The organism is Mycetocola saprophilus, assembly GCF_000718085.1.
GTDB classification, from domain to species: domain Bacteria; phylum Actinomycetota; class Actinomycetes; order Actinomycetales; family Microbacteriaceae; genus Mycetocola; species Mycetocola saprophilus.
This window is the reverse complement of sequence record NZ_JOEC01000010.1, coordinates 1-5,274: the sequence shown is the minus strand read 5'-3', so window position 1 is coordinate 5,274 and position 5,274 is coordinate 1. Positions and strand designations below refer to the sequence as shown.

Here is a 5,274-nt window from a genome sequence, read left to right as displayed (position 1 = left end):
TTTATCGGTTGTGGAAGCGAGTTTGTGAAGCGTGTGTGGTGATGTGGTCACCCCTAGTTAGAAGCCATGTTTTTTGTGTGGTGGATGTGGGGAGTGTGTGATCCTTGAGAACTCAACAGCGTGCACAATGTCAAATGCCAAAAACCTCGTACATCTTTGGATGTAGGAGATTCCTTTGGAAACATTTTAAACAAAACAAAGCAAGTCAGTAATGATTTGTTCTGTCAGTTTCAAACTCGCATCGTTTGCTCTTTTTCCGGGTGGACGGTGCAATCAAATGTCCCGGTCTTTGGACCTGGGAGATAAACATTTACGGAGAGTTTGATCCTGGCTCAGGACGAACGCTGGCGGCGTGCTTAACACATGCAAGTCGAACGATGAAGCTGGAGCTTGCTCTGGTGGATTAGTGGCGAACGGGTGAGTAACACGTGAGTAACCTGCCCTCCACTCTGGGATAAGCGCTGGAAACGGCGTCTAATACCGGATATGAATCTCCACCGCATGGTGGGGGTTGGAAAGAATTTCGGTGGGGGATGGACTCGCGGCCTATCAGCTTGTTGGTGAGGTAATGGCTCACCAAGGCGACGACGGGTAGCCGGCCTGAGAGGGTGACCGGCCACACTGGGACTGAGACACGGCCCAGACTCCTACGGGAGGCAGCAGTGGGGAATATTGCACAATGGGCGCAAGCCTGATGCAGCAACGCCGCGTGAGGGATGACGGCCTTCGGGTTGTAAACCTCTTTTAGTAGGGAAGAAGCGAAAGTGACGGTACCTGCAGAAAAAGCACCGGCTAACTACGTGCCAGCAGCCGCGGTAATACGTAGGGTGCAAGCGTTGTCCGGAATTATTGGGCGTAAAGAGCTCGTAGGCGGTTTGTCGCGTCTGCTGTGAAATCCCGAGGCTCAACCTCGGGCCTGCAGTGGGTACGGGCAGACTAGAGTGCGGTAGGGGAGATTGGAATTCCTGGTGTAGCGGTGGAATGCGCAGATATCAGGAGGAACACCGATGGCGAAGGCAGATCTCTGGGCCGTAACTGACGCTGAGGAGCGAAAGGGTGGGGAGCAAACAGGCTTAGATACCCTGGTAGTCCACCCCGTAAACGTTGGGAACTAGATGTAGGGTCCATTCCACGGATTCTGTGTCGCAGCTAACGCATTAAGTTCCCCGCCTGGGGAGTACGGCCGCAAGGCTAAAACTCAAAGGAATTGACGGGGGCCCGCACAAGCGGCGGAGCATGCGGATTAATTCGATGCAACGCGAAGAACCTTACCAAGGCTTGACATATACCGGAAACGTCCAGAGATGGTCGCCCCGTAAGGTCGGTATACAGGTGGTGCATGGTTGTCGTCAGCTCGTGTCGTGAGATGTTGGGTTAAGTCCCGCAACGAGCGCAACCCTCGTTCTATGTTGCCAGCACGTAATGGTGGGAACTCATGGGATACTGCCGGGGTCAACTCGGAGGAAGGTGGGGATGACGTCAAATCATCATGCCCCTTATGTCTTGGGCTTCACGCATGCTACAATGGCCAGTACAATGGGCTGCGATACCGCAAGGTGGAGCGAATCCCAAAAAGCTGGTCCCAGTTCGGATTGAGGTCTGCAACTCGACCTCATGAAGTCGGAGTCGCTAGTAATCGCAGATCAGCAACGCTGCGGTGAATACGTTCCCGGGCCTTGTACACACCGCCCGTCAAGTCATGAAAGTCGGTAACACCCGACGCCGGTGGCCTAACCCGCAAGGGAGGGAGCCGTCTAAGGTGGGATTGGTAATTAGGACTAAGTCGTAACAAGGTAGCCGTACCGGAAGGTGCGGCTGGATCACCTCCTTTCTAAGGAGCATCTGGCAACCATTGGTTGTCCAGGCGCCAGTTCAAGACCGAATGTGTCTTGCTGGTAGCTCATGGGTGGAACATTTGATATTTCCGTGAATACGGTTTCGTGTTGTTAGTACGCTTCTTTGGAAGTTGGAACAGGATGCGGGGTACGGTTTGCGGGTGCACGTTGTTGGGTCCTGAGGGATCACTCAAGGCGGTAACGTCTTGTTGATACCTTCGGACCAAAGCCTTACAGCATGGATATGAGCTGGAGGGTTTTGGTATCGACCGTACGTTGAGAACTACACAGTGGACGCGAGCATCTTAAGAATTACATCTCCTCGGAGGTGTGGTTCATGATAAAGATGATCTTTATAGATCATTGGTCAATTTCTGAAAAAGTTTACTTTTATTAGTTTTTTGATCGATTTTTATACTCATGTGATTTCAAATTTTTAAGAGCAAACGGTGGATGCCTTGGCATCTGGAGCCGAAGAAGGACGTAGTAATCTGCGATAAGCCTCGGGGAGCTGATAAACGAGCTGTGATCCGAGGATGTCCGAATGGGGAAACCCCGCCACGGGCTGCAAGGTTACGTGGTGACTCCCGCCTGAATATATAGGGCGGGTAGAGGGAACGTGGGGAAGTGAAACATCTCAGTACCCACAGGAAGAGAAAACAACAGTGATTCCGTTAGTAGTGGCGAGCGAACGCGGAAGAGGCTAAACCGGGCATGTGTGATAGCCGGCAGGCGTTGCATGTTCGGGGTTGTGGGACTTTCCGTAGTGATCTGCCGATCACTGAACATTAGAGAGCGGTATAGACGAATGGTCTTGAAAGGCCAGCCAGAGTGGGTGCCAGCCCCGTAGTCGAAATGCTGTAATCGTGTGGAGAGTATCCCAAGTAGCACGGGGCCCGAGAAATCCCGTGTGAATCTGTCAGGACCACCTGATAAGCCTAAATACTCCCAGATGACCGATAGCGGACAAGTACCGTGAGGGAAAGGTGAAAAGTACCCCGGGAGGGGAGTGAAATAGTACCTGAAACCGTTTGCTTACAAACCGTCGGAGCGCCCTTGTTGGTGTGACGGCGTGCCTTTTGAAGAATGAGCCTGCGAGTTAGTGATATGTGGCGAGGTTAACCCGTGTGGGGAAGCCGTAGCGAAAGCGAGTCTGAATAGGGCGATTCAGTCGCATGTCCTAGACCCGAAGCGAAGTGATCTATCCATGGCCAGGTTGAAGCGTGTGTAAGAGCACGTGGAGGACCGAACCCACTTAGGTTGAAAACTGAGGGGATGAGCTGTGGATAGGGGTGAAAGGCCAATCAAACTTCGTGATAGCTGGTTCTCTCCGAAATGCATTTAGGTGCAGCGTTGCGTGTTTCTTGCCGGAGGTAGAGCTACTGGATGGCCGATGGGCCTCACCAGGTTACTGACGTCAGCCAAACTCCGAATGCCGGTAAGTGAGAGCGCAGCAGTGAGACAGTGGGGGATAAGCTTCATTGTCGAGAGGGAAACAACCCAGACCACCATCTAAGGTCCCTAAGCGCGTGCTAAGTGGGAAAGGATGTGGAGTTGCAGAGACAACCAGGAGGTTGGCTTAGAAGCAGCCACCCTTGAAAGAGTGCGTAATAGCTCACTGGTCAAGTGATTCCGCGCCGACAATGTAACGGGGCTCAAGCACGCCACCGAAGTTGTGGCATTAATATTATGGTAGGCCTTCGTGGTCCAGCCGTATTGATGGGTAGGAGAGCGTCGTGTGGCCAGTGAAGCGGCGGTGTAAACCAGCCGTGGAGGCTACACGAGTGAGAATGCAGGCATGAGTAGCGAAAGACGGGTGAGAAACCCGTCCTCCGGAAGACCAAGGTTTCCAGGGCCAGGCTAATCCGCCCTGGGTAAGTCGGGACCTAAGGCGAGGCCGACAGGCGTAGTCGATGGACAACGGGTTGATATTCCCGTACCGGCGAAGAACCGCCCAAGCTAATCCAGTACTGCTAAACGTTTCGAAGCCGTTTTGATTGATCCCTTCGGGGTGAGACGGAGCGGGGACGCACGTGACCCGATCTGGTGCGGTTAGCGTATTAACAGGTGTGACGCAGGAAGGTAGTCGGTCCTAGGCGATGGTTGTCCTAGGCCAAGAGTGTAGGCCGAGAGATAGGCAAATCCGTCTCTCATATAAGGCTGAGACTTGATGGGGAACCCGTAAGGGTATGATCCGATGATCCTCTGCTGCCAAGAAAAGCATCGACGCGAGGTTCTAGCTGCCCGTACCCCAAACCAACTCAGGTGGTCAGGTAGAGAATACTAAGGAGATCGAGATAATCACGGTTAAGGAACTCGGCAAAATGCCCCCGTAACTTCGGGATAAGGGGGGCCTGGCATGTGAACACTCTTGCAGTGGGTAGCGTGTTTGGGCCGCAGAGACCAGTGGGAAGCGACTGTTTACTAAAAACACAGGTCCGTGCTAAGACGCAAGTCGATGTATACGGACTGACGCCTGCCCGGTGCTGGAAGGTTAAGAGGAACGGTTAGCGTAAGCGAAGCTGAGAATTTAAGCCCCAGTAAACGGCGGTGGTAACTATAACCATCCTAAGGTAGCGAAATTCCTTGTCGGGTAAGTTCCGACCTGCACGAATGGCGTAACGACTTCCCAGCTGTCTCAACCGTGAACTCGGCGAAATTGCATTACGAGTAAAGATGCTCGTTACGCGCAGCAGGACGGAAAGACCCCGTGACCTTTACTACAGCTTGGTATTGGTGTTCGGTGTGGCTTGTGTAGGATAGGTGGGAGACGTTGAAGCGGACACGCTAGTGTTTGTGGAGTCGCTGGTGAAATACCACTCTGGTCATATTGGATATCTAACTTCGGACCGTGATCCGGTTCAGGGACAGTGCCTGGTGGGTAGTTTAACTGGGGCGGTTGCCTCCTAAAAAGTAACGGAGGCGCCCAAAGGTTCCCTCAATCTGGTTGGCAATCAGATGGCGAGTGTAAGTGCACAAGGGAGCTTGACTGTGAGACTGACAGGTCGAGCAGGGACGAAAGTCGGGACTAGTGATCCGGCAGTGGCTTGTGGAAGCGCTGTCGCTCAACGGATAAAAGGTACCTCGGGGATAACAGGCTGATCTTGCCCAAGAGTCCATATCGACGGCATGGTTTGGCACCTCGATGTCGGCTCGTCGCATCCTGGGGCTGGAGTAGGTCCCAAGGGTTGGGCTGTTCGCCCATTAAAGCGGTACGCGAGCTGGGTTTAGAACGTCGTGAGACAGTTCGGTCCCTATCCGCTGCGCGCGTAGGAAATTTGAGAGGATCTGACCCTAGTACGAGAGGACCGGGTTGGACGAACCTCTGGTGTGTCAGTTGTTCCGCCAGGAGCATTGCTGATTGGCTACGTTCGGGATGGATAACCGCTGAAAGCATCTAAGCGGGAAGCCGGCCTCGAGATGAGATTTCCATCCCTTT

At 53.3% G+C, this 5,274-nt stretch carries 2 rRNA genes; both read left to right on the top strand.

The window, feature by feature from the left end:
- Positions 1 to 309: 309 nt before the first annotated feature.
- Positions 310 to 1,831, top strand: a 16S ribosomal RNA gene (locus tag IE92_RS16985).
- A gap of 430 nt (positions 1,832 to 2,261) precedes the next feature.
- Positions 2,262 to 5,274 (top strand): 23S ribosomal RNA (locus IE92_RS0116180); the annotation flags it as partial.